Annotated in this window: 19 protein-coding genes; 8 read left to right on the top strand and 11 right to left on the bottom strand. The window is 36.7% G+C overall.

Translation table 11 applies throughout. The features are described from left to right. Positions 1 to 1206: 1206 nt before the first annotated feature. Positions 1207 to 2388: an asparagine synthetase B gene (locus R2Q77_RS18505; RefSeq protein ID WP_316805268.1), complete on the bottom strand. Its 1182-nt coding sequence runs from the start codon at positions 2386 to 2388 to the stop codon at positions 1207 to 1209. A gap of 226 nt (positions 2389 to 2614) precedes the next feature. Here R2Q77_RS18505 and R2Q77_RS18500 point away from each other — a divergent pair, with 226 nt between their 5' ends. Together R2Q77_RS18500 and R2Q77_RS18495 are read left to right on the top strand one after the other, a co-directional pair. Continuing rightward, entirely contained in the window at positions 2615 to 3076 is a 462-nt protein-coding gene (locus tag R2Q77_RS18500; RefSeq protein ID WP_316805212.1) for a peptidylprolyl isomerase, read from the top strand. Positions 3077 to 3148: 72 nt separating this feature from the next. Further along, the gene (locus R2Q77_RS18495; protein WP_316805211.1) at positions 3149 to 3697 is read left to right on the top strand and encodes a DUF5606 domain-containing protein; all 549 of its coding nucleotides are present in this window, start codon (positions 3149 to 3151) and stop codon (positions 3695 to 3697) included. Positions 3698 to 4029: 332 nt separating this feature from the next. On the opposite strand, the gene rlmH is transcribed toward R2Q77_RS18495, so the two are convergent. Beyond that, positions 4030 to 4503 carry a 23S rRNA (pseudouridine(1915)-N(3))-methyltransferase RlmH gene (rlmH, locus tag R2Q77_RS18490; protein ID WP_316805210.1) on the bottom strand — a complete coding sequence of 158 codons (474 nt, stop codon included), beginning with the start codon at positions 4501 to 4503 and terminating at the stop codon, positions 4030 to 4032. 44 nt (positions 4504 to 4547) lie between these two features. On the opposite strand from rlmH, the gene R2Q77_RS18485 reads away from it, so the two are divergent. Then, on the top strand, positions 4548 to 6380 hold the full coding sequence (locus tag R2Q77_RS18485) for a MutS-related protein (protein ID WP_316805209.1): 1833 nt from the start codon (positions 4548 to 4550) through the stop codon (positions 6378 to 6380). On the opposite strand, the gene R2Q77_RS18480 is transcribed toward R2Q77_RS18485, so the two are convergent. Then, complete coding sequence (locus tag R2Q77_RS18480; protein WP_316805208.1) at positions 6372 to 8912, bottom strand: PKD domain-containing protein; 2541 nt, start codon at positions 8910 to 8912, stop codon at positions 6372 to 6374. The genes R2Q77_RS18485 and R2Q77_RS18480 overlap by 9 nt on opposite strands. A 98-nt stretch (positions 8913 to 9010) precedes the next feature. Here R2Q77_RS18480 and R2Q77_RS18475 point away from each other — a divergent pair, with 98 nt between their 5' ends. After that, positions 9011 to 10348, top strand: coding sequence for a GH1 family beta-glucosidase (locus R2Q77_RS18475; protein WP_316805207.1), 1338 nt, complete (start codon positions 9011 to 9013; stop codon positions 10346 to 10348). 75 nt (positions 10349 to 10423) lie between these two features. On the opposite strand, the gene R2Q77_RS18470 is transcribed toward R2Q77_RS18475, so the two are convergent. After that, a complete protein-coding gene (locus tag R2Q77_RS18470) occupies positions 10424 to 12706 on the bottom strand; it encodes an aconitate hydratase (protein WP_316805206.1) in 2283 nt (760 codons plus the stop codon). Between the two features lie 273 nt (positions 12707 to 12979). Further along, entirely contained in the window at positions 12980 to 13636 is a 657-nt protein-coding gene (locus R2Q77_RS18465) for a polysaccharide deacetylase family protein (protein ID WP_316805205.1), read from the bottom strand. A 19-nt stretch (positions 13637 to 13655) separates the two neighbouring features. On the opposite strand from R2Q77_RS18465, the gene R2Q77_RS18460 reads away from it, so the two are divergent. The 4 genes from R2Q77_RS18460 to R2Q77_RS18445 all read left to right on the top strand — a co-directional run bounded on the left by R2Q77_RS18460 (position 13656) and on the right by R2Q77_RS18445 (position 17865). Beyond that, the gene (locus R2Q77_RS18460) at positions 13656 to 15071 is read left to right on the top strand and encodes a TolC family protein (protein ID WP_316805204.1); all 1416 of its coding nucleotides are present in this window, start codon (positions 13656 to 13658) and stop codon (positions 15069 to 15071) included. A 25-nt stretch (positions 15072 to 15096) separates the two neighbouring features. Then, the gene (locus R2Q77_RS18455; protein WP_316805203.1) at positions 15097 to 16422 is read left to right on the top strand and encodes an efflux RND transporter periplasmic adaptor subunit; all 1326 of its coding nucleotides are present in this window, start codon (positions 15097 to 15099) and stop codon (positions 16420 to 16422) included. 73 nt (positions 16423 to 16495) lie between these two features. Then, positions 16496 to 17494, top strand: coding sequence for an NAD(P)H-dependent glycerol-3-phosphate dehydrogenase (locus tag R2Q77_RS18450; RefSeq protein WP_316805202.1), 999 nt, complete (start codon positions 16496 to 16498; stop codon positions 17492 to 17494). 158 nt (positions 17495 to 17652) lie between these two features. Beyond that, positions 17653 to 17865 (top strand): bacteriocin-like protein, encoded by a 213-nt coding sequence (locus tag R2Q77_RS18445; protein WP_316805201.1) that lies wholly within the window; start codon positions 17653 to 17655, stop codon positions 17863 to 17865. 68 nt (positions 17866 to 17933) lie between these two features. Here R2Q77_RS18445 and R2Q77_RS18440 read toward each other — a convergent pair whose 3' ends face one another. The 6 genes from R2Q77_RS18440 to R2Q77_RS18415 form a co-directional block, all read right to left on the bottom strand. Then, complete coding sequence (locus tag R2Q77_RS18440) at positions 17934 to 18968, bottom strand: DUF2157 domain-containing protein (protein WP_316805200.1); 1035 nt, start codon at positions 18966 to 18968, stop codon at positions 17934 to 17936. A 193-nt stretch (positions 18969 to 19161) separates the two neighbouring features. Then, positions 19162 to 21375: a cation:proton antiporter gene (locus R2Q77_RS18435; protein ID WP_316805199.1), complete on the bottom strand. Its 2214-nt coding sequence runs from the start codon at positions 21373 to 21375 to the stop codon at positions 19162 to 19164. 532 nt (positions 21376 to 21907) lie between these two features. Next, positions 21908 to 22918: a bifunctional riboflavin kinase/FAD synthetase gene (locus R2Q77_RS18430; RefSeq protein WP_316805198.1), complete on the bottom strand. Its 1011-nt coding sequence runs from the start codon at positions 22916 to 22918 to the stop codon at positions 21908 to 21910. Positions 22919 to 22948: 30 nt separating this feature from the next. Further along, positions 22949 to 23812: a YitT family protein gene (locus R2Q77_RS18425; RefSeq protein WP_316805197.1), complete on the bottom strand. Its 864-nt coding sequence runs from the start codon at positions 23810 to 23812 to the stop codon at positions 22949 to 22951. Next, complete coding sequence (gene truB / locus R2Q77_RS18420) at positions 23799 to 24539, bottom strand: tRNA pseudouridine(55) synthase TruB (protein WP_316805196.1); 741 nt, start codon at positions 24537 to 24539, stop codon at positions 23799 to 23801. The genes R2Q77_RS18425 and truB overlap by 14 nt, the downstream gene beginning before the upstream one ends. Positions 24540 to 24633: 94 nt before the next feature. Next, a complete protein-coding gene (locus R2Q77_RS18415; protein WP_316805195.1) occupies positions 24634 to 25428 on the bottom strand; it encodes an undecaprenyl-diphosphate phosphatase in 795 nt (264 codons plus the stop codon). Positions 25429 to 25453 lie beyond the last annotated feature (25 nt).

Genomic DNA, 25453 nt, shown 5'->3' with positions numbered 1-25453 from the left:
TATTGAGCTCAATAACGAGCATAATTTTTTTAAATTTCTGCAAAATTTAGAATTTAGTTTAGCAAGTTGCAGAAATCTACTCCCAGCAAGGCCAAACCTCTATCTCTTCGTTACACTTTTAAACCGGCATGGTCAATGTTTCGGTTGGCACTGAAAAAGCCCTATTACTAACTTTAAAAGAAAGATTGCGAGCCGGCAATTTTTGTTTCTTTTTGTTGTCAAAAAGAAAAGAGCCCCCGCGGCAAGCGGATAAATAATATTGTCTTAGCTAGATGGGCTTCGTACCTTTTTCTTAACAAAAAGGTACCCAAAAGTCAAGGCTTGCATCCTTTCTTGAATAGCATCATCAGAATTCTGATGGCGGTAATATGAGGCTTAGCCCATTTCACAATTCCAGCGCCCGCTGCATATTCCCTTGGTTATTCGGAACATCAAAGTTTCTGCAAGAATTCTAATGTGCTCTTCGGCGAAATGTTGCTATGCCGGATGCGTGCTTGGTTGAGGTTTTAAGGGGAAGAAAGTTAGTTTAGCTTAATGTTGCAATTGCTATTTACACCTCACAAGGCCAAATCACTATTTCGCCGTTACACTTTTAAACCGGCATGGTCAATGTTTCGGTTGGCACCGGACAAGCCTACCTACTAACTTTAAAAGAAAGATTGCGAGCCGGCAATTTTTGTTTCTTTTTGTTGTCAAAAAGAAAAGAGCCCCCGCGGCAAGCGGATAAATAATATTGTCTTAGCCAGACGGGCTTCGTACCTTTTTCTTAACAAAAAGGTACCCAAAAGTCAAGGCTTGCATCCTTTCTTGAATAGCAGCATCAGAATTCTTATTGCGGCAATATGAGGCTTAGGCCCATTCTCAGCCCTGCGCCCGCTGCATATTCCCTTGGTTATTCGGAACATCAAAGTTTCTGCAAGAATTCTAATATGCTCTCCTACGAAATGCTGCTATGCCGGATGCGTACTTGGCAGAGTTACAAGGAAACGAAAGTCAGCTTAGCATGATATAAGAATCTACTCCCAGCAAGGCCAAACCTCTATATCTTCGTTACACTTTTAAACCGGCATGGTCAATGTTTCGGTTGGCAGTGATAAGCCTTAGTAGTTACTTTAAAAGAAAGATTGCGATCCGGCAATTTTTGTTTCTTTTTGTTGTCAAAAAGAAGAGAAGCCCTCGCGGCCAGCAGAAAAATATGATTGGTTATTATGTTTTCTGTGGTTTCTTTTTAGCCGCAGGGAAAAGTACATTATTTAATATTAACCGATAACCAGGAGAGTTTGGATGAAGACTTAAATCTGTTGGTGGGTCGCCAACAGCATGTTGATAATCCTCCGGATCATGACCGCCATAAAAAGTAAATTGTCCTTTTCCTATTTCACCATGTAAATACCTTACTTCTGCGGCACCTTTATTTTCACCCAAAACGGTAACACTGGTTTTAACTAAGCTTTTTTTGAAGGCTGTAGTTTGTCCCATAAAGCCTTTTATTACCTTATCATGATTCTGGGTTAGCATAGTCGGTACTAAATCCCATTTGGCAGAAAAATCAAACAACGTAAAATAATCATTACTTTCGTTTAGGGTTCTGGTTTGAGTGGCATCAATATCCGAAAACTCATAGTTCATTGGATTGTTATCCAGCTTAAAATTCTGAAAAGCAAGTGTTTTGCTATAATCTAATTTAGATTGAGCATTAGGGTCGGCCGGATCGCCATCAAACATGGCTGCACAAATATCTACACCTTCTGCAGCAAGGGCAATATCAAAACTATCAGTTCCCGAGCACATGGCAAATAAGAAACCGCCGCCAGCGCAATATTCTTTAATGTTTTTGGCTACGGCCAGCTTCATTTCCGAAACTTTTTTATAGCCTAACCGCTTGGCCATGCTCTCCTGGTTTTTTACATCTTCCTGGTACCAGTTTGCATACCTGAAAGTTGACCAGAAACGGCCGTACTGACCTGTAAAATCTTCGTGGTGAAGGTGTAGCCAATCATATTTGCTCAATTTATCCTGTAAAATATCATCGTCATAAATTACGTCATAAGGAATTTCTGCATAAGTAAGCACAAGTGTAACTGCATCATCCCATGGTAATTTACTTTTTGGCGAGTAAACGGCAATTTTGGGCGTTTTTTCGAGTTTTACCATTTCCATGTTTACAGATGGATCGCTAATTTCATTTAGTAAATTAACTACTTTTCCATCTGCCACAACCTCATAAGAAACACCTCTTATTTTGCATTCGTCTTCTACCGCTTTATTATATTTAATTAAAAAGCTTCCACCACGATAATTTAAAAGCCAATCTACCTCCACCTGTTTACTGATGGTCCAGTAGGCTATTCCGTAGGCTTTTAGATGATTTTTCTGGTCTTCATCCATATAAATTAACAGAGAGGAAGCTTTAACTAAAAAGCTGCACAGGAGAAGCGCCAGCAGGATATAATATTTTTTTCTCAAAACCTTATTCACTTAAAATACTAAAATACCGCATTTAAACTGTTTAGAAAAATTTAATGATGTTATAAGTTATACAATTTTGTTATTTTTGCCTTTTATGTGTAAAAACAATTGTTCGGATGCGGGCAATTAATATTTAAAAATTGATATGAGTAAAGCTATAATAAAAACAGAAAAAGGCGATATGACCGTAGAATTCTACGAAAATGATGCGCCAAAAGCAGTTGCAAACTTTAAAAAATTAGCTAAAGAAGGCTTTTATGATGGAATAGCTTTCCACCGCGTAATTCCTAACTTTATGGTTCAGGGCGGTTGCCCTAACTCAAAAGATCCGGCTAAAGCACACTTAGCAGGAACAGGCGGCCCCGGTTATAAAATAGATTGTGAATTAGACGGTGAAAACCAATATCACGATCGTGGCGTTTTATCAATGGCTCATGCTGGTCGCAACACCGGAGGATCACAATTTTTTATCTGCCACAGCAGAGCAAATACAGCACATTTAGATCGTAACCATACTTGTTTTGGTAAGGTAATTGAAAATGTTGATGTTGTTGATGATATCCGTCAGGGCGATAAAATTTTAAAAATTGAGGTTTTAGAAGATTAGAATGCGATGCGTTTGGCGATAGATGTTTAATACGCTCTACACCAACCGCTAAACGCTTAACAAATTAATAATATGAATTTAAGAGGAATTGTTGCCGTTTCTGGCAGACCAGGTTTATTTAAACTTGTTGGACAAAATAAAGTTGGTTACATTTTAGAGAGTTTAGATGCTCAAAAAGTTAAAATCGTAGCCAACATCACAAACACAAAATTAGCTTCTTTAGAAGATATTACCGTGTATGGTGAAGAAGAAGAAATTAAATTAGTAGATATTTTTACTAAAATTTCTGCAAAAGGAACTACGCCTGATGCAAAAGCTGATACCGCTTCTTTACGTGCTTACTTTAACGAGGTTGCACCAGGACATGATGAAGAAAAAGTTTATGCTTCAGACATGAAAAAAATTATTACCTGGTATAATTTAATTAAAGATTTGCCATTATTTACAGAAGATACTCCTGATACCCCAGGCACACCTGCTGAGGTTAAATTATCAGAAGAAAAAGCGGCTGAAGATAAAAAACAAAAAAATACAGGTTCAAAAACAGCCAGCGCTAAAGCAACTACAAAAACTTCAGCTCCAGCAAAAAAAGCAAGCATGACAAGTAAAAAAGGCGTTTAAGCTTTTTACCATAGGCTTCCTTTCTTTATCCACCTTTGTTTGGTGTTATCACCAAACACAAAACAAAAAACACCGTACAATTGTACGGTGTTTTTTTATGGTCAATTTTTTGAGATTTAATTAAAATATATTTCCCGGTTATTAAGAGAAATAATAAATCAAAATTACAATGATGGCCGATGCGATTAAGCTAATCCAAAGGTATTTATCATTTCCACTTTGGTTACTTTTAAATCTGTAGTTCCGTTTATATTTATCCAGTAACATAATTTCCTTTATTTTAATGATGATTTAATTGGGTCAATTCCATATTAAAGCGCAATTTTACCTTTTTATGCATGGTGATAGGGTTCTCCTTTCAATATACTAAATCCTCTGTACAGTTGCTCCACAAAAAATAAACGAATCATCTGGTGCGAAAATGTCATATCGGATAATGAAATTAAGCCATTTGCTCTTTTATAAATGCTCTCATCAAAGCCATATGGTCCACCTACTATAAATATAAGGTGTTGTACACTTCCCACCATTTGCTTATTTAAATACGAAGAAAATGCAACCGAAGTATATTTCTTGCCTTTTTCGTCTAATAAAATTACAACATCGCCATTGTTAATTTGTTTGTGTAAAAGTTCTGCCTCTTTGGCTTTTTGTTGTGCTTCACTTAAGTTTTTAACATTTTTTACGTCTGGTATTGCCAAAAAATTAAAGTTAATATAATGTTTTAGGCGGTTAATGTATTTATCAATGCCTTCAATTAAATATTTATCTTCGGTTTTACCTATTGCAATCAGGGTAATCTTCATTTAATATTTTGCCTATATTTATCGTTTTTGAGATTTCAAATATAATGTTAAAAACGCAACAAGAAATAGTATCGAGTTACGATCAGAAAATCACTGATTTAACCAGTCAAATTACTGAAACAAAAAAAAGAATAGACCGGCTTTCGTTTATGCGGATTGGCTTTTTCCTATTGGAAATATTCTTTTTCGTATTACTGGTTAATTCGGCTAACGATATTTGGCGTTTGGCAGTTTATGGTGCCTTAATTTTACCAGTAGCAGGTTTTATCGTTATTGTACGTAAACAAAGTGCATTGGATAGGGAAGTTGATTACCTTAAACAACTTTTGTGGGTTTATCAAAATGAAAGTAATTTAATAAACGGGCTCGAAAATGGCTACGATCACGGTAGCGTTTTCGAATCCGAACTGCACACTTACACATCCGATCTGGATATTTTTGGACGCTCATCCTTATTTGCAAAGATTAATCGTTCTTACAGTAAAAAAGGCATTTCCTTATTATCTGCAAATTTATCTGCTGCCAATCCGGTGGAAGTTATTTTACAAAGACAGGAGGCTGTTAAAGAACTGGTGGCAAAAATGGAGGAGACGTTTATTTTTAGAGCCAATTTGCATGGACATGATATAGAAAAGATAGAAAAAATTAAATTTCAGCTTAAAAATCAGCTCGGAATGCAACTGGACTTTACCCGTTCCAAATTTTTAAGGTTTTATGTGCTATTAGTGCCTTATATTTCTATCTCTTTAATTTTACTGGGCATATTTGTAAATGATGCAGCCTGGAAGTTTTTAACTGCATTTTTTATCATCAATACAGGGTGGAATATTTTAATAAATTCGAAGGTTACAAAAGTATTTTATTGTTTCGGTGGAGGATTTAATCTCTTAAACGACTATGCATTGGCCATCCGCTGGACGGAAAACCAAAACTGGAAAAGCACTTATATTTTAAATCTTTTCACTTCTAAAGTCCAGGTGAGCAAAAGGATTAAAGATCTTTCAGTGATTATTAAAAACTTCGATGCCCGACTTAATATTTTAATCGGGGGCATTTTAAATGCACTTTTAATGTGGGATTTGAGATGTTGCATCAGTCTCGATCGCTGGCATCAAAATGCGTCTGATGATGTTATTGATTCATTAAATCGGATAGGAGACTTCGAAGAATTAATTTCTATTGCTACACTCACATACAATCAACCGAATTGGGTATTTCCGGTAATGAGTGAAAAATTTAAACTGGAAGGAAAAGCAATTGGGCATCCGCTGATTGCGGAAAAACAAAGGATTTCTAACGATTTTAACTTGGAAGATGAACCAACAGTAGATATTGTAACAGGTTCCAATATGGCGGGTAAAAGTACCTTTTTGCGTACACTTGGCATTAACATGGTTTTAGCCTATTCGGGTGCTCCCGTTTGCGCTGAACAAATGACGTTATCCGTTTTTGTGATCAATACCTACATGAGGATTATCGATTCTTTAAATGAAAGTACCTCGACATTTAAGGCAGAATTAAATCGTCTTAAAATGATATTGGATAACATTGTAAACGATAAAAGTACTTTTGTATTAATTGATGAGATGCTGCGTGGCACTAACAGCCGTGATAAATACCTGGGATCTAAAGTTTTTGTGGAAAAATTAATTGACGAAAGAACACCGGCACTTTTTGCTACACATGATTTACAACTGGCTGATTTAAAAGAAAAGCATCCGGATACTTTAAGAAATTTCCACTTCGATATTCAGATTATGGATGGCGAAATGAAGTTTGATTATAAACTGAAACAGGGACCTTGTAAAACCTTTAATGCAGCTATCCTTTTAAAAGAAATAGGATTGACTTTAGATGAAGTAAATCCTTTACCTTAATAACGTAACCGAACCAGAGTATTTAACATTTGCATTGCTTAGGGTAGTACCTAAAATAACATAATAGTAAACCCCAACCGGTAATTCCTGATTTTTGAAAGTACCGTTCCAATTGTCAAAAATATTCTCCGTTAAAAAAACCATAGAGCCAAAACGATTGTAAATCTGGAGTCTGTATTTTTTAAGATTTGTAATGCCAACCACAAACTCATCATTAACATGATCGCCGTTTGGGCTGAATGCATTTAGGATGAAAGCAGTTACCTCTTTCTTAATCATTAAATCGCCTTGTGTATAGGTGGTAAAACAGCCATTATTAGAGCTGGCGGTTAGGGTTATTTTATATGTGCCCTCTGCGGTATAAACATGCAGAGGATTAACTTCAGTAGAAGTAGCGTTATCGCCAAAATCCCACAAAAAAGCATCTGCGTATAAGGAAGTATTGTTAAATTTAATCGGAACAGGAACCGAAAATTTAATGTTAAAGTTAGGGTCAGTACTAAATGATGCAAGCGGTATAGGTGCTATCGGAGGAATGATTATGGTTGCGGCTTCACTTGGGCAGCTCCCTGATGTTAAAGTTACCTGATATTGGCCCGCTACATTAAAATCAATAGCCGGAATACTGACCGATGCAGTTGTTGCCGTGAAATTGTTTGGGCCTGTCCATAAATAAGAAATGCCATCCAGTTGAGGAACAGAAAGCTTAATAATGTCTTTTAAACAAAAAGCAGGCTGATTTACAGCTATTTCTGGTTTCGCTGGCTTTAACTCTACTAATATATCATGGCTTATTACCGATTTACAACCATTATTTGTTTCAACTGTAAGTGTTATTGTTTTTAAACCAACGGTATTAAAAGTTAACAGTTTACCGTCATGGTCTAAATTACCAACCGTTTTAACATCGCTGCCAAAATCCCATTCTATTTTAGTGTAATTTTTTGAAGTGTTAATAATGGAAAAACTCTGACTAATTTCACATCTGTTATTTGCCTCAATGGTAAATATTGCTTCGGGAACCGGATCAACAGATAAAACCTCAATTGAATTAATTGGGCTAATACAGTTGCCTACCTGAATAAAAAGGGTATAAATGCCCACGTTTTCAGGGCCAGTAATTACAATCTTCGGGTTCTGCACCTCAAGTGTAGAACCATTCGGGCTTGTCCAGTGGTACGTAGCTAAATTTACGAATGGTGTGGTTAACTGGAGTTCATCGCCCGTACACAAATTTACGTTTGAAGCTGTAATGGCAGGCTTTTCGGGTGTGTTGGCTACAATAATTGTTTTTGTTGTAATCTGCTTACACAAGTTTATCGATTCAGCCTCCAATACCACTATTTTTTCTCCGGGTGTACTGTACGTTATGGTAAAGGGCCCCTCGGTAGTTGCCGAACTAATACTGGCTCCTTCACCGAACGACCACTTTAAAGATTCGTAATTTGATGAATTACTGGAAAAAGTATAAGCCTGATCGTCAGTACAGGGCTTTAGTTTTACTACATCAATATCAACCTTAGGGCCGGCAAAGTCAGCTGTTCCGTCAAATTCTATTGTAAAGCCATTGTTTTTACTCGAAAAATTGTCAATCAGTAAAGCATAGGTATGCCCTTCGATTAAATCAACATATTTTACAAAGCCATTTTGTCCGGCCGGGCAACCTAAATCTTCAGTTAAATCTGTTTCAGTTAAACTTAAACCGGTTTTATAATAACTGGGTGAGCAGGTAATTCCATGTCCAGCCGCACACCTGATGGCATTTGAGGCGTTAACCTGGCTGCAATCGCCTTCTACTCCTAAATCATAAAATACCCAATCAATGTCATCCGTAGTTACAGTTGGCGTAATTACAAAAGTAAAGGTTCCGGCTTTTGAGGCAATAAATTTGTACCATGCGGTGTTCGATTCTATGTTTAAGCAGGTTCCGGCCGCCTCATGGTTATTAAGGCCCGCACCTACAACATTTAATTGAGTAAAACTTCCTTTTCCGCAGAGTATAGAAGCCGTAGCGCAGTCCTGACCAGGTTTTATTGGCGGGAAATAATTATCTACGCAAAGCCTGAATGTACCTGTGGCATCATTCTCAGCACTTACCCTTATGCAGTATACCTGACCTATCGTTAAACCTCCTTTGTAATAGGAAGTTACATTACTGGAGGTAAAAGTAGAGCCAATAATTTCACTGATTGAATTTGTAAGCGGATTTAAAGAATATAAGGTTACTAAGGGATTTATTAAAGTATTGGAGCTGTTTGCATCAACCTTACCGCTTACCGATATATTTACATCATATTTGGTGGCTGTAAATTTAAACCAAACGTCTTTTCCGGTGTTAATCCAGTTGGTTGGTTTTTGGTAACTGCTTGAAGTAGCTTCTATATTGCTATATGCGGCATCATCACTACAATAAGCAGCGGTATTTACAACACTGATGGCATTTGCCAATTCATCATTAAATGGTGGAGCAGAAGCTGCCTTTAACGTTATGCTGAAAAATAGGATAAACAACCAAAATAATGAAAAGCGCATAACGTAAAACTATAAAATTTTACTCTATTTTAGAATAAATTAAATAGTTAACACATTGTTAATATTAAAGTTGCACTTTAAGCCGGACAATTTGCATTATGATTAAATCTGGAGATTTTGGTAAGGATTTTTTATGGGGGATTGCAGTAGCTGCTGCGCAAATTGAAGGTGCTGCAGGCGCTTATGGAAAAGGTGCATCTATCTGGGATGCATTTTCTGCCAGAAGCGGGAAAATTAAAAAAGGGCACAAGCTTGATGTTGCCTGCGATTTTTATCACAAATACAAAGAAGATATTGCGCTGGTTAAACGGTTAGGCTTTAAAGTTTTTAGATTCTCAATCGCCTGGACAAGGATTTTACCCACAGGGAAAGGTGAAATAAATGCAGAAGGGGTGCGCTTTTATCACCATGTAATTGATGAATGCTTAAAAAATGGCATAACACCTTATGTTACCTTGTACCACTGGGATTTGCCACAGGCTTTAGAAGACGAAGGCGGCTGGACGAGTTTTAGCATTAATGCAGCGTTTAATGCCTTTGTTAGCATTTGTGCTTTAGAATATGGCGATAAGGTTAAAAACTGGATTGTATTAAATGAACCATTCGGATTTACTTCTTTAGGTTATATGCTGGGCATTCATGCACCTGGAAAAACTGGCTTAAGCAATTTTTTTTCTGCCGTTTTACATACTGCCATTGCACAGGCAGAAGGCGGTAAAATTTTACGTGCCGAAATCAACAAAGCAAATATTGGAACCACCTATTCCTGTTCGGAAATTATTCCAAATACCCAAAACGACCAGGATATTTTGGCTGCAAAACGAATAGATTGTTTGGTTAACCGCCTGTTTATTGAGCCTGCTTTAGGAATGGGTTTTCCTACTGCTGATTGGGATGTATTGGAAAAATTCCAGATAGAATATGGTACGTGGCGCCAAACAGAGCGTTTGAAATTTGATTTTGACTTTATTGGATTACAGAATTATTTTCCGTTAACGATAAAGTATAATGCTTTTATTCCAGTAATCCAGGCTTGGGAAGTAAAAGCAAAAAGCCGTAAAAAGCCTCACACAGCCATGGGCTGGGAGATTAACGCCAATAGTTTTTACAATATTATAAAGCAATTTGCCAGCTATCCTAATGTTAATAATATTATGATTACGGAGAACGGTGCCGCCTTTCATGATAAACTGATTGATGGAAGGATAGCAGACCTGGAAAGGATAGAGTACTTTAAACTTTATTTAGATGCATTGCTTAAAGCTAAAAATGAAGGGCTAAAGATTAATAGTTATATGGCTTGGACTTTAATGGATAATTTTGAATGGGCAGAGGGTTTTAATGCGCGATTTGGTTTGGTGCATAATGACTTTAAAACCCAACAAAGAACCATAAAAGATTCTGGTTATTGGTGGCAGGCATTTTTAAAGGACTAACTAAAGGTTTAAAATAAAAAATCCCGTTTTGATTTTACTCAAAACGGGATTTTTTTGGCTTTTGAATTTCAGAATTTATGCCTGGGCTGCTTTAGCTGCAGCATCTCTTCTGATGATATTTAAAGCGCCACCAGCTACGAACCACTCAATTTGCTGAGCATTATAACTGTGGTTAACATTAAACTGCTCTTGAGTGCCATCCGCATGGTGTAACACCAATGTTAATGGTTTATCTGGAGCAAACCCTGTTAGGCCTAAAATATCAATTATATCGTCTTCTAAAATTTTATCGTAATCGTCTTTATCCGCAAAGGTTAAACCCAGCATACCTTGTTTTTTAAGGTTGGTTTCGTGTATACGGGCAAAAGATTTTACCAGTACAGCGCGAACACCTAAATGACGAGGTTCCATAGCGGCGTGCTCACGTGATGAACCTTCACCATAGTTTTCATCACCAACTACGATCGAACCAATACCTGCCGCTTTGTAATCGCGTTGTGTAGCCGGAACAGGACCATATTCGCCAGTTAATTCATTTTTAACGTTATCGGTTTTATCGTTAAAGTAGTTAACTGCACCAATAAGCATGTTGTTGGAGATGTTATCTAAGTGACCACGGAATTTTAACCATGGGCCAGCCATAGAGATATGATCGGTTGTACACTTGCCTTTAGCCTTAATTAATAATTTTAAGCCTTTAAGGTCTGTACCTTCCCAAGGTTTAAAAGGATCTAATAATTGCAAACGGTGAGAAGTTGGAGATACCAAAACCTCTACTGATGAACCATCAGAAGCTGGTGCCTGGAAACCTGCATCTTCTACAGCAAAACCTTTTGTTGGTAATTCATCGCCTGTAGGTGGATCTAATTTCACCTGCTCTCCTTTATCGTTTGTTAAAGTATCCGTTAAAGGGTTAAATGCAAGGTTGCCTGAAATTGCAATAGCAGCAACCATTTCTGGTGAAGCTACAAAAGCAAAAGTATTCGGGTTACCATCGGCACGTTTGGCAAAGTTTCTGTTAAATGAGTGTACAATTGTATTTTTTTCTGCTTTTTCTGCGCCAACACGATCCCACATACCAATACATGGTCCGCAGGCGTTGGTGAAAATTGTTGCATTTAAATCTTCAAAAGTTTTTAAGAAACCATCACGGTTTGCAGTATAACGAACCTGCTCAGAGCCTGGGTTGATGCCAAAGTCTGCTTTGGTTACCAAACCTTTTTCAATAGCCTGGCTTGCAATTGATGCTGCCCTTGACAAATCTTCGTAAGAAGAGTTGGTACAAGAACCAATTAATCCCCATTCTACTTTTAAAGGCCATCCGTTTTTCTCCGCTTCAACTTTCATCTGAGAAACAGGCGTAGCTAAATCTGGTGTAAAAGGACCGTTTAAGTATGGCTCTAATTCATCAAGATTGATTTCAATAACCTGATCGAAATAATTTTCAGGGTCAGCATAAACAGCATCATCACCCGTTAAATATTCTTTAATTTTATTTGCTTCATCGGCTACTTCGTTTCTGCCTGTAGCACGTAAATAGCGCTCCATGCTTTCGTCGTAACCAAATGTAGAAGTTGTTGCACCGATTTCAGCACCCATATTACAAATGGTACCTTTACCAGTACAACTCATAGAAGTAGCACCATCACCAAAATATTCAACAATTGCACCAGTACCACCTTTTACGGTTAAAATACCAGCAACTTTAAGAATAACATCTTTAGCCGCAGTCCAGCCATTTAATTTACCGGTTAATTTAACACCGATTAATTTAGGGAATTTAAGTTCCCAAGGTAATCCGGCCATTACATCACAGGCATCAGCACCACCAACACCAATAGCAACCATGCCTAAACCACCTGCATTAACCGTATGAGAATCGGTGCCGATCATCATTCCGCCAGGAAAAGCATAGTTTTCCAATACAACCTGGTGAATAATACCTGCGCCCGGTTTCCAGAAACCAATGCCGTATTTATTTGATACAGAGGATAAGAAATCAAAAACTTCTTTACTTTCTGTTTTTGCATGAGGAAGATCTATTGCAGCGCCTTCTTTAGCGGTAATTAAGTGATCGCAGTGTACCGTTGAAGGTACGGCAACTTGTGGGCGGCCAGCCTGCATAAATTGCAAAAGAGCCATTTGGGCAGTTGCATCCTGCATCGCTACACGATCCGGAGCAAAATCTACGTAATCAGTTCCACGTGTAAATGCCGTTTTTGGATCGCCATCCCAAAGGTGTGCGTATAATATTTTTTCAGATAGTGTTAAAGGTCTGCCAACTACTTTACGAGCTGCATCTACGCGGCTGCCGAAGTTTGCATAAACCTTTTTAATCATGTCTATATCAAAAGCCATCGATTTTATTGGTTAAAAGGTAATACTTCTATTCTATTAGCTGCGAATTTACAAAAAAAATATCCCTATAGCCGTCATACTTACATCATTGTATTATTTGGAAAAATTCTAAATAAAGCCCTGCCGTAAATCTCTTTGATAAAAGCAATTGCTATGTGCGCTAATGAACATTGGTGTTCGTTTGTGAACAGTTTTGAAAGGCTGTTTTTCTCAAAAAGGCTATTGCTTAAATCTTTAAAGCCGCCATTGCTTTTTGGCACAACGATGGCTAAATCAGAGTGATGAAAACTGAAATCCCTGCTCCGAAAAATATTCAAGCACTTTTGGCAGCACATATTCAAGCCTGTCGAATGCTTTTAAACTGTCGTGAAAAACAATGATTGATCCATTACCCGCATTTTTAATCACGTTTTGATAGCATTTTTCAGGAGTAAGATTGATGTCGAAATCACCGCTTAAAACGTCCCACATAACAATGTTAAGTTGGGCTTTGGGCGTTGAGGGATTGGGATTAGGTTCCAAATCCCAAACTAAAGACTCTAAACGTTTAATCTGGCTTTTCTTGATTCGGCCATAGGGTGGACGGAATAAGTTGGTTTTTGTAATTTGCTGACACTGGATTACATTTTTAATATACGTGTCATTGTCGGTTTTCCAGCCTTTAAGGTGGTTAAAGGTATGATTTCCGATAGCATGTCCCTCGCTTTTTACGCGTAAAAAAACTTTGGGATGTTTTATAATATTATCGCCAATGCAAAAAAAAGTTGCTTTTGCTTTAAAAGCTTTTAAAGTTTTTAAAACAAAATCTGTAACATTGGGTATGGGTCCATCGTCAAAGGTTAAATAAATAACTTTTTCGGAGCGGGACTTATTCCATAATAGTGATGGATAATACCATTTAAGCAGAAGCGGTGATTTGATCAGGTACATTTAACATCAAAGTTAGTAAATGCCTGTACAGATTGAAATTATTAAAGTTGTTTATATAGATTTGAAACAAATTATGAAAATGTTTACCAAAAATAAATTTTTAACCGGATCTGCATTATTAGTAGCCTTATGCTTAGCTCAGCATGTAGGTGCCCAGGAAGTTATAACGCTACAGCAAGCCGTAGATAATACGCTGAACAATAACCTGCAAATTAAACAGGCACAATTTAGTGCTGCGCTAAGCGATGAAAATTTAACGCAATCTAAATACGCCTTATATCCAAACTTGAATGCCAGTGTAAATCCAAATTTAACTTTTGGTCGTGGATTGGATCAAACAACTTTCCAGGTTACCAATCAAACCTCTTTATACACCAGCGGTAACTTGAGTACCAATGTTGATTTATTCAGAGGGTTTTCTAAAATCAACCAGATAAGGCAAAATAAAACGCTTTTAGAGGCTGATAAAAGTAATGTAGACAAAATAAAAAACGACTTGATTTTAAACGTGGTTACGGCTTACCTTCAAGTGTTGTACAATACTGATTTAGAAAGGGCTTCGAAAGAACAATTAGAGATTGCAAATAAAACTTTACAAAGGGAAAATGCGTTGCTTGATGCAGGAAACAAAACATTAGCAGATGTTTCTCAGGCTAAATCGCAGGTTGCAACGGCTGAATTAAATTTAACTAATGCCCAAAATGCACTTTCTATTTCATATTTAACTTTAGGTCAGTTAATGGAAATGCAGCCCAATCAAAAATTTCTTGTGCAGGCACCATTAATTGACAACATTAAAGCTGCCGCGCCTACCGCTGCAAATGCCGAAGAAATTTATAGTAATGCATTGAATATTTTCCCGGATATTAAATTAGCAAGTTTAAGATCGTTAGCCGCTAAACAAGCAGTAGCAATAGCTAAAGGTAGTTATTCGCCTACTTTAAGTTTAGGAGCAGGTATAAATACTTCATATTCTTATCAGTTTAATTATCACGGACAAACCCCTCAGTCGTCTTTTGCAGATCAAATTAATCAGCGTTTAGGACAAAGCATTGGCATGAGCTTGCAAATTCCAATTTTCAATGGATTTTCTGCCCGTTCCGGAGTTCGCAGAGCGAAAATAACGTATCAAAATACTTTAACGCAGGAGCAACTTGCTAAAAACAATTTAAATAAAGTTATTTTTCAGGCCACAACCGATTTAAAAGCAGCTCAAAGTCGCTATTCTTCAACACAAAATGCTTTTAATGCTCAAAAAGATGCTTTTTATGTGGTAGAACAAAGGTACAATGTGGGCTTGGTAAACTCTTTAGATTACAGTACTTCGCAAACCAATAGAAATAAGGCTGAAATAGATTTTATTCAGGCCAAATACGATCTTTTATTCAGGGCCAAAGTAATTGACTATTACCTGGGTAAACCCATTACATTTTAATAAATCAAAAACAATACAATAAATTATGAAACTGAAGCACATTATTATTACCATAGTTGTTATTCTGGTTATTCTGATCGGATTAAAAATGGCTGGCGTTATTGGTGGAAATAAAATCGAAAAAGTAACCACAGAAAAAGCAGCTGATAAAACCGTTGTGGAAACTGTAACAGCAAGTGGTAAAATACAACCAGAAACTGAAGTAAAATTAAGCTCTGAGGTATCTGGTGAGGTGGTTGAACTAAAAGTAAAAGAAGGTGATGTGGTTAAAGCCGGACAATTGCTTTGTAAAGTTAGACCAGATGTGTTGCAATCAGGTTACGAAAGAACCGTTGCAACTTATAACGCTCAAAAATCAAGTGTTGCTTCAGCTCAACAACAATTAATACAAAACCAGGCTAATTTTGTAAATGCAGAAGCTACTTATAAGCGTAATGTAGAATTGTTTAACAAGAAAGTAATTTCAGCCTCTGAATTTGATGCCGCTAAAGCAACCTATTTAACCGCCAAAGCAAATTTGGCAAGTGCTAAAGAAGGCGTTACTGGTGCAAGGTTTACTTTAGAGCAAACAGGCGCAAATGTTAAAGAAGCAGGTGCAAATTTAGCTAAAACCACTATTTATGCGCCAGTTGATGGAGTAGTTTCAAAGCTATCTATTGAATTGGGGGACCGGATTTTAGGTACCTCTCAAATGGCAGGTACAGAAATTATGCGTATTTCTAATCTTTCATCAATGGAAGTAAATGTTGATGTAAATGAAAACGACATTACCCGCGTAAAAGTTGGTGATAAAGCAAATATAGAAGTAGATGCATTCTCAGATCGTAAGTTTAGAGGTGTGGTTACTGAAATTGCAAGTTCATCCACGGCAGTTGGTACCACTACATCAACATCTGTAGATCAGGTTACAAACTTCTCCGTAAAAATTAGAATTACTGAAGAATTGGCTGGTAAGCAACAATCAATTTTCCGCCCCGGAATGTCGGCAACCGTAGATGTTGAAAGCGAATCGGTAAATGGTTTAGCTGTTCCTATTCAGGCCGTATTTACAGATAGTAAAGCAGGTGGTGGTGATGGAAATCAGGAAAATACCGACAAACAAAAATCTAAGCTGACCGATAAAAAAGTTAAGCAATATGTGTATGTATACAACACAGATAAGAAAGTTAAAAAAGTTGAAGTAACCACAGGTATTCAAAATGATCAGTTTATCATTGTAAAATCTGGAATTAAAGCAGGCCAGGAAATTGTTACAGGTCCGTATTCTGCTATCCAAAACAAATTACAGGATGGAATGATTGTAGAGAAAACATCTAAAGACCAATTATTTAGCAAAGACGCTAAAAAGTAAGGTCAGATAACCATATTTAATAATTAAATTGTCCCGGTTTAAAACTTTAAGCCGGGATTTTTATTTTATAAGCATGGTACCTAAAATAGCAATGATAGGGGGCGGAAGCTGGGCGACTGCCATTGTAAAAATGTTATCAGATAATTTGTCTGAAAAGGAAATTTATTGGTGGATGAGAAATGGTGAAGCCATTGAACACATCAAAAGATTTAAACATAATCCACATTACATCAGTTCTGTGGAACTTAAACTATCCGGAGAAAATATTTCCTCGGATATAAACTCCATTATAAAAGCTGCTGAGTATATTATTTTGAACGTTCCGGCCGCTTTTTTAAAGTCGAGCCTTGAAGGTGTTACACCAGAAGATTTAAAAGGAAAGAAAATCATATCGGCCATTAAAGGCATAGTTCCGGAAGACAACCTGATTGTTGGTGAGTTTTTGCACGAGATATATGCAATTCCATATCACGATATTTTGGTGGTTAGTGGCCCTTGCCATGCAGAAGAAGTTGCACTGGAAAAACTCTCTTACATAACCATTGCCTGTACAGATGTTGAAAAAGCAGGAGTTTTTGCATCTTTCTTAAATACACGATATATTAAAACCAATGTATCTGACGATATTTTTGGTACAGAATACGCGGCGGTATTGAAAAATATTTATGCCGTTGCAAGTGGCATTTGCCATGGTATTGGTTATGGCGATAATTTCCAGGCTGTACTGATTAGCAACGCCATCAGGGAAATTAAACGATTTGTTGATGTTGTTCATCCAATTAACCGGGATATAAAAGAATCAGCTTACCTGGGCGACCTTTTAGTTACCGCTTACTCTCAGTTTAGCCGCAACAGAACCTTTGGAAATATGGTGGGGAAGGGCTATACCGTAAAATCGGCACAGCTGGAAATGAACATGATTGCCGAAGGTTACTATGCAGCCAAATGTATGCAGATTAAAAATGAGGTATTTGATGTAAGCATGCCAATTTGTACTGCAGTATATAATATTTTATATAAAAACAGATCTCCTCATATCGAAATGAAAATGCTTGCTGAAAAGCTTAATTAATAAGATAAAGGCCCGGTTTTTTAATCCGGGCTTTTTTATGTTAAAGAAGATTGTTTAGTTGATTTAAAATAAATTTTCTTTGAAAAAATATTTTATCACATATTTGTGATTTATTTTATAAATTTCTATATTTAAGTTCTAACATAAATATATTTATTATGAAAAATTTCAAAAAACTTTCGAGAACCGAATTGAAAGAAGTAATTGGTGGTGGTCCGTTTTCACCTTCACTTGAAACCGGAGATTGCAGTTATAAGTGCTGTTGGAATAATCAGCCAAGTAATTGTAGTGCTACGGTAACGATGTCGCAAGGCGATTCAGGAACGGCAAGCTGTATTGAAGGTGCTCATTTAGTTGCTGTAGGAGGGTAGTGCTCAATATTAATACGACTGATGGTCCGCATCAGTCGTATTAATGATTTTTGCTCTTTAGCTGTTCTTTATTTCAAAAACTCTACATTCCATATCTTTTCTGCCTTTCTGCCGATTAGCCAAAATGAAGCCGCTAAAACTGCAAAGAAAAGTGCCTTATGCCAGCTGTCCCAGAAATATTCGAAATAGCGGGTGTATAAGTTTATAAAAAGAAAAGTGATGCCAAATTCACGGGCGATATCATCATGATATTTTAATCCGAATAAGGTACTGGCAACGCAAACTGTTGCTGAAATTAGCGCCCAGTAAAATAAACTCAATTGCCTTACTGCATACCATTCTTCTAAACTTGCAAAGTTTCCGAATACGGAAAGTGCCCATAAAGAAACAAAGAGGTAAACCATTCCGGCTATATACGTTACCTGGAAAAAATGCTGTGTTTTGGTAAAACCTTTCATAATAAAGGATAAAGCTGTTAATACCGCTCCAAAAATTACGAAACGTAACGGATAATTCATGCCCAGGAAATAATAATTCCAGCGGCTTAAATAACCCGTTTCCGTACCAAACCAGGCACCCAATGAGATTAAAGCAAATATCCAGATTAACCGCGAATTGAAAACGTAACCTAATGCACCATAAATAAATACGGAAATTAAAATAAGCACAGAAAAATTACCCGAACCATTGTCCAAAGCTTTACCAAAGTAGGCAATGGCATTAGCCGTTAATAAAATTGCAGAGAAGACAATGGCTTCATTACTAAACTTTAAATGAGCAAGCTTTTTCTTTCGCCTGAAACCCAAAATATAGAGCCAAGCAGCTAAACCAGCCGACACAATTGCAATTACAATATTAGGTGTATTATAAACCCTTTTCAGATAGTTAAGGATAGAATTATCAATTAATAAAGAGCCTAAAGCTATAAACCCACACGCAAGGGCTACCCAGAATGCGTATTGCGCCAGTCTTAACCAGTCAAAATTCTTGGCTTCATAACTTTTTTTAAGCTTGGTTCCGGTTTCTTCGTTAATTAAGCCTTCCTGCTGCCATTGTTCAATAACATCATCCAAAAATTCGCTTTTGTCTCTATCTATTTTCATTGGTTAGGTTGAACACGAATATAGTATTTTTAACGGTTAGTCAAAAGTATGGATTAGCTGGTAAAGCTAAAGGAAGTAATGTATCCTGTTTGGCTTAAATTAATATAAAAGAGTACGATACGGATATTGCCGCCTCAAAATAAATTCGTCATGCCGGTTTTTTTAGCATGACGAATTATTATCATCTGGTGAGTTAAATTACTTCTCTAATTTTTTTGGTATTTCCAACAATCCAGATCACATCACCATTATCAAAAACAAAATCTGATGAAGGATTTAAAATCCGCTCTGCACCTCTTTCAATACCAACGATTAAGGCTTGCGCTTTTTCCCTGATGCCTGCATTTCTGATGCTTAAACCATAAACTGGCGATTCTTGATTAACCACTACTTTTTGTAAGGTCATTTCTTTATCAGGGAAATTATTTTCTGCTTCAATTTCTGGTAATTCAACTTCCAGCAGGTTCTTTACTGATGCAAGCTGATCATCAGCTCCGATCAACAGTAATTTATCGTTTGGATATAATCTTTCTTCGCGGCCAGGTGTTGGGATATTCATCTTTCCCCGTTCAATCATCGCAATATTAACCCCATATTTTTCACGAATCATCAACTCGGATAAAGTTTTACCCACCACTTCAGATTCAGGCGAAACCTTTATTTCCGTTAAGTGCGTATCCCACGGTAAAATATCTGGTTTTTGATTTTCCCGTGCATTTAAATTCAGGATAAAGCGCTTTTCCAGTTTATTGTAGAAAGATTGCAGTCTCCTTGAAAATACAACCATCATCAATACAATTAAGGCAAGTGCAATACCTGCTGCTACCCAGGTATCAAAGAACTCGTACATTAAAAAACCTACAAAAAAGATTCCTAATGCAATTCTGAAAACTTCAATGGCAATTAATGGCCCCCGTGTATATTTTTTATTCAGCCAGAGATGAGAATAAGCTGTTTTTTGAATTCTCCTGATGGACAATGCCCATAAAAAGGGCGACATTAAAATAAATGAAATAATAACGCTAATTATAGTTGAGGTTAATTCATTAGCAAAATGTTGCGTCATAAAAGGCTGTATAAACCGATAAGCCAGAAAAATAATCGCAATAATGATAACGGAGTGTATAATGGTATTAAACGCGTAAGACCTCAGTAAAATGCGCCAGTCGCTTAGTTTGGTAATACCCTCCGTACTCGAACTGTATCTGTCAATCCCATCTTGCCATTTTTTTGGTAAAATTTTAACCAAAAGATTGTAAAAAGGTTCAGAAAGTTTAATTAAGTATGGGGTTGTAAAAGTTGTAATTGCTGCTGCGGCAACTGCAATTGGGTATAAGAAATCGCTGGTTACTTTTAGGGATAAACCAAGAGAGGCGATGATAAAAGAAAACTCACCGATTTGTGCTAAACTCATTCCTGCTTGTACAGATGTTTTTAGGGGCTGGCCAGAAAGTAAAGCACCTAATATGGTACTGAGTATTTTACCAACTACAATAACCAGGGTTACGATGATAATTGGAACGGCATATTTAACCAGCATGGATGGATCAATCAGCATACCTACTGAGACAAAGAAAACGGCAGAGAAAAGGTCCTTTACCGACTTGGTTAAATGCTCAATCCGTTCGGCTTGCGTGGTTTCAGCTAAAATAGAACCCATAATAAAAGCGCCCAATGCAGCAGAAAATCCTACCTTATCGGCCAATATAACCATGACTAAACATAATGCCAATGACACTACAAGCATGGTTTCATCGTTCATTAGCTTTTTTGTGGCTTTTAAGAAAGATGGAATTAAAAATATACCACCCAAAAACCATAAAATTAAAAAGAAACCCAACTTTAAAATAGACTGCAGCATTTCTGGCCCAGCTGATTGCTGGCTTACCGCCACCGTTGAAAATAAAACAAGGAGTAAAATAGCTACCAAATCTTCAACAATTAGCACTCCAAAAACCAATCCGGCAAATTTCTTATGTTTAATGCCAAGCTCTTCAAAGGCTTTAATGGTAATCATGGTGGAGGAAATGGATAATATCCCCCCAAGAAATAAACTGTTCATATCAGACCAGCCCATTAATTTACCAACAAGGTAACCCGAGGCCAGCACAAAAAATACCTTTACAATGGCCGTAATGGAAGCGGCACCTCCAACCTTAACCAGCTTTTTAAAACTAAACTCAAGACCTAAACTAAAAAGAAGGAAGATTACACCAATCTCGCCCCAAATTTCGATGCTTTTTCTATCGGTAACGGTTGGTAGGAAATCTAAATATGGCCCCACCAATAAGCCTGCTATAATATAGCCAAGCACCAATGGTTGTCTTATTTTTTTAAATATAAGTGTGGTTATTCCTGCTGCAGCAAGAATTAAACCTAAATCGGAAATTAAATTAGGTAAATGCATTTATCAAATGAAATTGTAATTAAATAATCAGGAGAAGAACTCCGTGCTTCCTTCTTAAATTAGTTAAGAAGGTTAAAAAATGCTGAAAAACAGCAAGCTAACTTAAATTAATCTACAACTTACCAGAAAAAATGTTTCGGGTAAAGCATTTTAAATACGCACCAATATTTATGCTTTAATCTTTTAATTATAACTTTAGCATTGGAACTGGTATGCTTTGATAAAATAAAAAATGAAAATAGCAGCAGGAGTAAACAGCTGCTTAATGTTTTTATGGTGTTATTTGAAATGAAATCTTTTTGAATGGTTTCATTATCATTCCAAGTGCTAATGCTGGATTTTGTTTGAAAAAAACAAGAAATAACGCCGGTTTTAAAAGTTTTTGTGGGGCCATTAGCTTCCTTTTTTTGCGATGCAGTGCTTGCAAAAGATAACGAAAATAAAAAAAGAAGTGTAACGTAAAAAAGCCTCATTGCCGTAAATATAGCGAAAATAAGGCTTTTTTGGAAGGGAAAAATGGATTAAATCTATTTTATGACAATGATTTAAAATAAGCTAAAGTATCTTCTTTGTCCTGTTGCAGTTGAACTTTTAACGCCTCCAAGCCTGTAAATTTTACATCATGGCGCAAAAATTTTAAGAAATTCATTTTAATATCCTGCCCGTATATTTCCTGGTTAAAATCGAAAATATTAACCTCAATATTTCTGGTCATTCCGTTTATGGTAGGTCGCTGGCCAATATAAGCCATGCCTTTATAGGTACGTACTTTGCTGTTCGAAACTGGTAATTTTAATGCTGCAGATTGAGGTTTAACGCTTGCGTCCTGATCTTCAGGTTGCAGGCTCATTTCTACCGTAACCGCATAAATGCCGTCGCCGGGGATTAGTTTATAAGTTTCTTCCACAAAAATATTAGCGGTAGGGAAACCAATGGTTCTTCCAATTTTATCACCTTTAATTACACGGCCAAATATAGAGAAAGAATAACCCAGGTAATCGGCTGCTAAACTTACATTGCCTTCTAAAAGAGATTGGCGGATTTTAGTTGAACTTACTGCCACATCGTGAATGTCCTGCTCCGCAATTTCTTCAACGCTAAAGCCGTAATCTAAACCTGCACTTTTTAAATCAGTTAAATTGCCCGATCGGTCTTTGCCATAGCGATGGTCGTAACCAATGATAATGTGTTTGGTTCCGATGGTATTTACAAGGATGTTTTTAATGTAATCTTGTGGTAACTGGTTAGAAAAATCCCTGGTAAAAGGGGTGATAATTAAATGATCTACACCCAGGTTTTCTAAAATACCAGCCTTTTCATTTATGGTATTGATCATTTTCAAATCCTGATTTTCTGGATCGATAATCATCCGTGGATGGGGGAAAAAAGTGAGGATTACACTTTCTCCACCGCTACTTTTCGCCTTTTCTACCAGTTGTTTAATGATTTTCTGGTGCCCGAAATGTACGCCATCAAAAGTTCCAATGGTTACTATAGCATGGTTTAACTTAGCAAAATCGGATAGGTTATTGTATATTTTCAAGAGAATAATATTAAAAATGTTGTATTTGGATTAATGAAGGGCACTGTGTTTTTTTACAACACCGCCCTTTAAATCCGCTATTTGTTGTTGAATAACAAAAGCATCAGCATCAATTTGCCTGATCATGCTTTGCAATTTGCTCATTTCAAGTTTTGTAACTACGGTGTAAAGAATGTCAATGTCTTTCTTTTCTCCGTAACCGCCCTCGCCTTTATAAATGGTTACACCACGTTTCATTTCATGGATAATGTATTCGCGGATGTCGTCTTTCTTTTCAGAAATTATGGTTACACCAGTATATTGCTCTAAACCATTTACAATAAAATCGATGGTGTTAGAAGCCGATAAGTACGTTAAAATGGCGTAAAGGGCTGTTTCGATATTTAAAAAGATGGCGGCAAAACCAAAAATAATGATGTTTAAAATGAGGATAATATTTCCAACAGTAAGTGGACTATTTCTGCTGATGTAAAGGGCTAAAACTTCTGTTCCATCAATTACGCAGCCACCACGCATGGCTAAGCCAATACCACCACCTAAAAAGAAACCGCCAAAAAATGCAATCAATAATTTATCGTGTGTGATGGGCTGAAAAGGCAAAACAATTAAGGCAATAGATAAGGCCACAATTGCTGCCGCGGTTTTAATGGCAAAACCTTTACCAATTTGCTTGTAACCTAAAATTACAAATGGAATATTAATGATGATGATTAAATAAGAAAGCTGAAATTTAGTTAAAGTACTGATTAAAAGCGAAATACCAGTAACGCCACCATCAATAAAATGACTGGGCATTAAAAAGCTTTTTAAGCCAAAACAAGCAGAAGTTATACCTGCAGTAATTAGAAAAAGCTCTTTTATGTAACGGGTATTTTTATTTTTAATGTGGTTCATGCTGCGTTTCAGTTTTTGCTTCTTCTTTTTTACTGCGAATATAATTAACGAGTTCTAAAACCTCAAACGCATCTGAGAGCAAAAAGTTTCCGCTACGGGTTCGGGTAAGTTTGGATAAATATGCGCCGTTATTCAATTGTTTACCAAAATCAGAAACCAGAGAGCGAATGTAGGTGCCCTTGCTGCAAACAATCCTGAAGTCAATTTCAGGAAGCTCAATCCTGGTAATTTCAAATGCCGGTACACTTACAAAACGTTTGCGAAGCTCTACTTCTTCGCCCAACCTTGCCTTAACATATAAACGCTCCCCATTAATTTTTACTGCAGAATGTGCAGGTGGATATTGTTCTATATCACCTGTAAAAGGTGCTGTAGCAGCATAAATTTGTGCTTCAGTAATTTGGCTGATATCAAAAGTATTGTCTACTTCCGTTTCCATATCGAAAGATGGGGTAGTAGCGCCCAGAATCATTGTTCCGGTGTATTCTTTTTCTTCGGCCTGGAAGGTATCAATTTGTTTGGTTAATTTACCTGTACAAATAATTAAAAGGCCGGTAGCAAGTGGATCTAAGGTTCCGGCGTGCCCAACTTTAAGTTTTTGTGGCTTTAATGAATTGCGGATTTTGCCAACCACATCAAATGAGGTCCATTTGTAGGGCTTGTTGATTAATAAAAGTTCGCCCTCGGCAAAATTGAAATCTTTAAACTTTGGATTTTCTGTACTCAAAATCTTTTTTCTACAAAGATACAGATTAGTATCTGTTACGAAATAACAATTTGTTTAAACACCTTCGCGCCCCCGTAACTGGATAATACTTAACCTATATAATTTGCAGGTTATGTCCGGTTAATAATAGAATGATAATGGCTAAGCCAACAATAATTCTGTACCAGCCAAAAACCCTGAAACCATGTTTATTTAGATAGCCTATAAAACTTTTTATAGCCAGCAAAGCCACAATAAATGCAATTACGTTTCCGATAATTAGTAAATTGGCTTGTTCGTGTGTAATGGTGTGACCTTCTTTGTAAAAATCATATAATTTTTTTCCGGTTGCAGCAAACATGGTTGGTACAGCAAGGAAGAAAGAAAATTCTGCTGCTACCTTTCTGCTTAATTTTTGGGTCATACCACCAACAATGGTCGCGCCTGAGCGCGAAACACCAGGTATCATTGCAATACATTGGAAAAAACCAATTTTTAATGCAGTTAGGTAGCTTACGTTTTCTTCTTCATTAATGGTTGGTTTATTAAACCATTGATCTACAAATAATAAAATAATGCCACCAACAAAAAGAGAGATGCCTACAGCTAAAGGACTTTCTAAAAGCTCATCTATTTTTTTGCTTAACAGCAAGCCAAAAACGGCCGCCGGAATAAAAGCAACAATCAGTTTTAAATAGAAGTTAACAGATTTAAAGAAACGTTTGAAATATAAAACCAATACCGAAAGAATGGCGCCAAGTTGTATGGCAATGGTAAATAGCTTTACAAATGGATCTGTTGCAATGCCCATCAATGAGGATGCAATAATCATATGCCCGGTACTCGATACAGGCAAAAACTCTGTTAATCCTTCAATTACTGCAAGGATAACAGTTTCAAAATAATTCATACAATAATGTTATAGCAAAAAAGAA

This window comes from Pedobacter nototheniae (genome assembly GCF_032678625.1).
In the GTDB taxonomy this organism is placed as follows: domain Bacteria; phylum Bacteroidota; class Bacteroidia; order Sphingobacteriales; family Sphingobacteriaceae; genus Pedobacter; species Pedobacter nototheniae_A.
This window is presented reverse-complemented; position numbering and strand designations above follow the sequence as displayed.

Coding starts and splice junctions, on each gene's coding strand:
- R2Q77_RS18505 (WP_316805268.1), bottom strand. CDS start 2,388: ATGGATGAAGACCAGAAAAATCATCTAAAAGCCTACGGAATAGCCTAC.
- R2Q77_RS18500 (WP_316805212.1), top strand. CDS start 2,615: ATGAGTAAAGCTATAATAAAAACAGAAAAAGGCGATATGACCGTAGAA.
- R2Q77_RS18495 (WP_316805211.1), top strand. CDS start 3,149: ATGAATTTAAGAGGAATTGTTGCCGTTTCTGGCAGACCAGGTTTATTT.
- rlmH (WP_316805210.1), bottom strand. CDS start 4,503: ATGAAGATTACCCTGATTGCAATAGGTAAAACCGAAGATAAATATTTA.
- R2Q77_RS18485 (WP_316805209.1), top strand. CDS start 4,548: ATGTTAAAAACGCAACAAGAAATAGTATCGAGTTACGATCAGAAAATC.
- R2Q77_RS18480 (WP_316805208.1), bottom strand. CDS start 8,912: ATGCGCTTTTCATTATTTTGGTTGTTTATCCTATTTTTCAGCATAACG.
- R2Q77_RS18475 (WP_316805207.1), top strand. CDS start 9,011: ATGATTAAATCTGGAGATTTTGGTAAGGATTTTTTATGGGGGATTGCA.
- R2Q77_RS18470 (WP_316805206.1), bottom strand. CDS start 12,706: ATGGCTTTTGATATAGACATGATTAAAAAGGTTTATGCAAACTTCGGC.
- R2Q77_RS18465 (WP_316805205.1), bottom strand. CDS start 13,636: ATGTACCTGATCAAATCACCGCTTCTGCTTAAATGGTATTATCCATCA.
- R2Q77_RS18460 (WP_316805204.1), top strand. CDS start 13,656: ATGCCTGTACAGATTGAAATTATTAAAGTTGTTTATATAGATTTGAAA.
- R2Q77_RS18455 (WP_316805203.1), top strand. CDS start 15,097: ATGAAACTGAAGCACATTATTATTACCATAGTTGTTATTCTGGTTATT.
- R2Q77_RS18450 (WP_316805202.1), top strand. CDS start 16,496: ATGGTACCTAAAATAGCAATGATAGGGGGCGGAAGCTGGGCGACTGCC.
- R2Q77_RS18445 (WP_316805201.1), top strand. CDS start 17,653: ATGAAAAATTTCAAAAAACTTTCGAGAACCGAATTGAAAGAAGTAATT.
- R2Q77_RS18440 (WP_316805200.1), bottom strand. CDS start 18,968: ATGAAAATAGATAGAGACAAAAGCGAATTTTTGGATGATGTTATTGAA.
- R2Q77_RS18435 (WP_316805199.1), bottom strand. CDS start 21,375: ATGCATTTACCTAATTTAATTTCCGATTTAGGTTTAATTCTTGCTGCA.
- R2Q77_RS18425 (WP_316805197.1), bottom strand. CDS start 23,812: ATGAACCACATTAAAAATAAAAATACCCGTTACATAAAAGAGCTTTTT.
- R2Q77_RS18415 (WP_316805195.1), bottom strand. CDS start 25,428: ATGAATTATTTTGAAACTGTTATCCTTGCAGTAATTGAAGGATTAACA.